The following is a 4,044-nucleotide window of genomic DNA, read 5'->3' as shown; positions in this document are numbered from 1 at the left end:
GTGCTGTCGCCGACGGGCTGGGCGGTCGGCGTGGACGGGGAGGGGCGGGTCGCCGGGGTGGTCTCCCAGCAGGCCATCGGGGAGGCCATTCGCGGGGCGCACGAGGAGAGTTCGAGCGCGGCGCAGCGGGCTGGTGGACTGGGCGCTGACGCCAACTCCGGTGCCGCTTCCGGTCCGGGCGCCGCTTCCGGCTCCAACTCCGGCTCCGGTCAAGGCGACCCGAAGGTGCTCCGGTGAGCTACTTCGACGGCTTCTTCGACATCCCCAGCGACCTCCAGCACAGCTGGCTCGGCCTCATCGGCCTCCACCTGCGCGAGGCGCTGCTCCCGGTCCTCGCCGGGCTCGTGATCGCGCTGCCGCTCGGGCAGCTCTGCGTACGGCTCAAGTGGCTGTACCCGCCGGTGCTCTGGGTGACGACGGTCCTGTACGCCATCCCGTCGCTCGCCTTCTTCGTCGTCCTCATCGACTACACCGGCATGACCGAGCTGACCGTGATGATCCCGCTGACGGTCTACAGCCTCGTCGTCCTCGTCCCGGCGATCGTCGACGCGGTGCGGTCCGTGCCGCAGGAGACCCTTGCCGCGGCCACCGCGATGGGCTTCGGACCCGTACGCCGGTACGTCCAGGTGCAGTTGCCGATCGCCGTGCCCGCGATCATCGCCGGGCTGCGGGTCGCCGTCGCCTCCAGCATCTCCCTCGTCAGCGTCGGCACCCTGATCGGGAACCAGGGCGCGCTCGGGAACCTGCTGCACGACGCGAACATCTACAACCGCCCCGAGCTGGCCTGGAATTCGGTGCTGACGTCGGCCGCGCTCGCGGTGATCGTGGACGCGCTGCTGGTCGGACTGCGCACCCTGCTCACGCCGTGGATGCCGAAGAGCGGCCCGCGCCGCCCGAGGCCCGAGACGGTTCCCGCCGCCGCACTGGAGGACGCAGCCCGGTGAACGTCCTGCACTACATCAGCAACTTCTTCGAGAACGACGCCAACTGGAGCGGCTACGCGGGGATTCCGACGCGGCTGTGGGAGCACGTCCAGTACTCGCTGGAGGCGCTCGGGTTCGCCGTCCTCATCGGACTGCCGATCGGCCTCGTCACCGGGCACTTCGGACGCGGCGGCAACGCGCTCGCGTTCGTCGCGACGGCCGCCCGCGCGCTGCCGACGTTCGGGCTCCTCGTCCTCGCCACGATGATCATCGGCTTCGGCATGCTGCCGGTGATGATCCCCCTGGTCATCCTCGCCGTCCCGCCGATCCTCGTCACCACGTACGAGGCGATGCGCTCGGTCGACCCGGCCCCCGTGGACGCCGCGCGCGGCATGGGCATGGGGGAGGCCGGCATCCTCTTCCGCGTCGAACTCCCCGTCGCCCTCGGCCTGATCCTCAGCGGGGTGCGCTCGGCGGCCATCCAGATCGTCTCGACGGCCACCATCGCCGCGTACGTCGGTCTCGGCGGCCTCGGCCGCTTCATCATCGACGGCCTCTACCAGCACGACTACGAGAAGGTCGTCGGCGGCGCCACCCTGGTCGCCTTCATGGCCCTCGCGACGCTCGGCCTGTTCTGGGCGGTGGCCCGGTTCGCGGTGTCGCCGGGGGTGCGCAGAAGCGCGTAGCAACCGGTTGCGGCAACAGAGGGCGGTACCTCCCGGTACCGCCCTCGCGTCGTCTCAGGCGGGCCGTACCGCGATGGCGTCGACCTCGAACAGCATCCCCGGCAGCGCGAGCGAGGCGACCCCGCTCAACGTCTGCGCCGGGAAGCGGTCCCCGAACCGGGCGGGCAGGGCCTTGCCGAGGACCTCCAGCTTCGCGGCGTCGTGGTCGACGACGAACGTGCCCAGTTTCACGACGTGTTCGAAGCCGAGGCCGACCGCCGCCAGCGCCTCTTGGAGGTGGTCGAAGGCGAGTTCCACCTGGGCGGCGAAGTCACCGGGGACCGGGGCGCCGGTGGCGTCGGAGGCGTACTGGCCGGAGACGAAGACGAGTTCGCCGGGCGCCGAGACGACATGGCTGTACACGAGCGGGGTCGGGTCGTGCAGGGCGGGCGGGTTGGTGATCGTACGGGCGTCGTTGCTCATGACCGGGCCAACCTCCAGGGTTCGCCCGGCTATTCCCTTCAGCCTTCCGTACGCGCCAGCGCCTGTTCCAGGACGATCAGCAACGCGTCGCGCACCGAGCCCCGTTCGCGTGCGTCGAACACCAGCAGCGGGACGCCGTCGGTGACGTCGAGCGCCCAGCGGACCTCGTCCAGGGTGTGTTCGACCTTGCCGTCGAAGGCGTTGATGGCCACCGCGAAGGGGATCCGGCGGTGCTCGAAGTAGTCGACGGCGGCGTAGCAGTCGTCCAGGCGGCGGGTGTCGACGATCACCAGGCCGCCCACCGCGCCCTCGACGATGTCGTCCCACATGAAGCCGAAGCGCTCCTGGCCGGGGGTGCCGAACAGGTAGAGCTTCAGCGTCGGGTCGATGGTGATGCAGCCGAAGTCCATCGCGACCGTGGTCGTCGACTTGCGCGGCGTGTGCGACAAGTCGTCGACCCCCGCCGCGACTTCGGTGATCGCCGCCTCGGTGGTGAGCGGCTCGATCTCGGAGATCGAGCCGACGGCGGTGGTCTTGCCCACCCCGAAGCCGCCCGCGATCACCAGCTTCACCGGCAGCGGCGGCCGTTCCACGGCGACCGCGCCGGCGGCGCTGGTGAACGGTTCAGTCGGAGTCACGGAGTACCCCCCGGGAGTCGGGGATGGCCCGCAGGCCATCGATAACCCTGCGCAGGACGGACGCGTCGTGGATCGCGCCGGAGTCCGGCACGTGCACCGTCAGATGACCGGCCGCGCGCAGATCCTCGGCGAGGACCCGCACCACGTTCAGATGCAGCCGCAGCCGCGCCGCGATCTCCGCGATGGACTGCGGCCGGCGGCAGGCGGCGACGATGTCGTGCCGTTCGAAGGAGAGCCGGTCGAGCACGTCGAGCCCGCCCGCCGTGGCCACCACCTGTGTCTCCACCGGCATCGCCCGCGCGGACTCGGCCGCCCCGGCCACCCGGCCCGCGGTGACCAGGAACGGCCGCACGGCGGAGGGCGGACGCGCCGCGCCGTCCTCTCCGGCGCCCTGCGGGGTGCGCCCGTCCGCCATCTTCGCCTGCTCTTCTCTTCTGGCGTACCGGCCGGTGTCAGCGGGTCCGGCTCGGGCGCCGGCCCTGCTGGTTCTGCTTGGCGGCGCCCACGGTGTTCTTCAGCTCCAGGACCAGCTGCGGGCTGAGCGCGCTGCCCGCCCGGTTCGCGAACACCGTCATCTCGTAGGCGATGTTGCCGAGCTTCGCCTCCTTGTCGGTGACGACGCCGAGGACCGCGCCGCTGCCGACCGAGGAGACCAGCACATGGCCGCCCTCCAGATCGATGATGACCTTGTTCAGCCCGCCCAGACCGTAGTTGCCGGAGGCCCCGGCGGCCAGCGAGGTGATGCCGGAGACGATCGCCGCGAGCCGCTCGGAGTCCGCGTGCTCACGCAGCTCGGAGACGGCTATCAGCAGTCCGTCCGAGGACACGGCGATGGCGTCGACGACGCCCGCGGTCTCGGTGGCGAAACGGTTGAGCAGCCAGGTGAAGTCGGCTGCGGCGGCCCGCAGATCGGTCGGCGTGGCCTCACCCGCGGGGGTGTCACCTGTCGACGTGCTCACTGCTCGGCTCCTTCCGGAAGGTGTTTCTGGTGGTGCGTGGGGTTCCGGTCGTCGGTGGGGGGTCGGCGGCTCGGCACATCGTCGTGCGTAAACGCTTTCTGCCTTGTTTCCGGACCATTCTCTCCGGAGCGGCCCCCCTCGGTGAAGGGGGCTGTCGTCTCGGCCGTATCGGCGTTCGCCCGCGCCACCGCGTCCTCGAACTCGTCCAGCGCGTCACGGACGGCGTCCGCGTCGGCGGGCCGGGAGGCACGCGCGCCCTGCTGCGCGGCGGCGTCCGCCGTCGTCCGCAGGGTCGCGCCCCGCACCCGCCGCTTGAGCGGCCTCGGGCCGTCGGCCGGCGCGGGGTGCTCCTCCGAGCGGGCCCGGGGGATGAACG

Annotated in this window: 6 protein-coding genes and 2 pseudogenes; 3 read left to right on the top strand and 5 right to left on the bottom strand. The window is 71.4% G+C overall.

Annotated elements, in window-relative coordinates; all coding sequences use genetic code 11:
- From AOK24_RS50250 to AOK24_RS06215, 3 genes and pseudogenes are all read left to right on the top strand, one after another.
- Positions 1-237 (top strand): annotated as a pseudogene (locus AOK24_RS50250) (hypothetical protein); the annotation flags it as partial.
- Positions 234-944, top strand: coding sequence for an ABC transporter permease (locus tag AOK24_RS06220; protein ID WP_055719046.1), 711 nt, complete (start codon positions 234-236; stop codon positions 942-944). The pseudogene AOK24_RS50250 and the gene AOK24_RS06220, both read left to right, overlap by 4 nt.
- Positions 941-1,609, top strand: a complete 669-nt coding sequence (locus AOK24_RS06215; RefSeq protein WP_055719045.1) for an ABC transporter permease — start codon at positions 941-943, stop codon at positions 1,607-1,609. The genes AOK24_RS06220 and AOK24_RS06215 overlap by 4 nt, the downstream gene beginning before the upstream one ends.
- Before the next feature lie 54 nt (positions 1,610-1,663).
- On the opposite strand, the gene AOK24_RS06210 is transcribed toward AOK24_RS06215, so the two are convergent.
- The 5 genes and pseudogenes from AOK24_RS06210 to AOK24_RS06190 form a co-directional block, all read right to left on the bottom strand.
- Positions 1,664-2,071, bottom strand: coding sequence for a RidA family protein (locus tag AOK24_RS06210; protein WP_055719044.1), 408 nt, complete (start codon positions 2,069-2,071; stop codon positions 1,664-1,666).
- Between the two features lie 38 nt (positions 2,072-2,109).
- Complete coding sequence (locus AOK24_RS06205; RefSeq protein WP_055719043.1) at positions 2,110-2,709, bottom strand: GTP-binding protein; 600 nt, start codon at positions 2,707-2,709, stop codon at positions 2,110-2,112.
- Positions 2,696-3,124 (bottom strand): DUF742 domain-containing protein, encoded by a 429-nt coding sequence (locus AOK24_RS06200; protein ID WP_055719042.1) that lies wholly within the window; start codon positions 3,122-3,124, stop codon positions 2,696-2,698. The genes AOK24_RS06205 and AOK24_RS06200 overlap by 14 nt, the downstream gene beginning before the upstream one ends.
- 37 nt (positions 3,125-3,161) lie before the next feature.
- Positions 3,162-3,668, bottom strand: coding sequence for a roadblock/LC7 domain-containing protein (locus AOK24_RS06195; RefSeq protein WP_055719041.1), 507 nt, complete (start codon positions 3,666-3,668; stop codon positions 3,162-3,164).
- Positions 3,665-4,044: pseudogene (locus AOK24_RS06190) on the bottom strand (ATP-binding protein); the annotation flags it as partial. The gene AOK24_RS06195 and the pseudogene AOK24_RS06190, both read right to left, overlap by 4 nt.

This window comes from Streptomyces niveiscabiei (assembly GCF_001419795.1).
Lineage (GTDB): Bacteria > Actinomycetota > Actinomycetes > Streptomycetales > Streptomycetaceae > Streptomyces > Streptomyces niveiscabiei.
The sequence above is the reverse complement of the archived record's forward strand: the minus strand, read 5'-3'. Positions and strand labels throughout refer to the sequence as shown.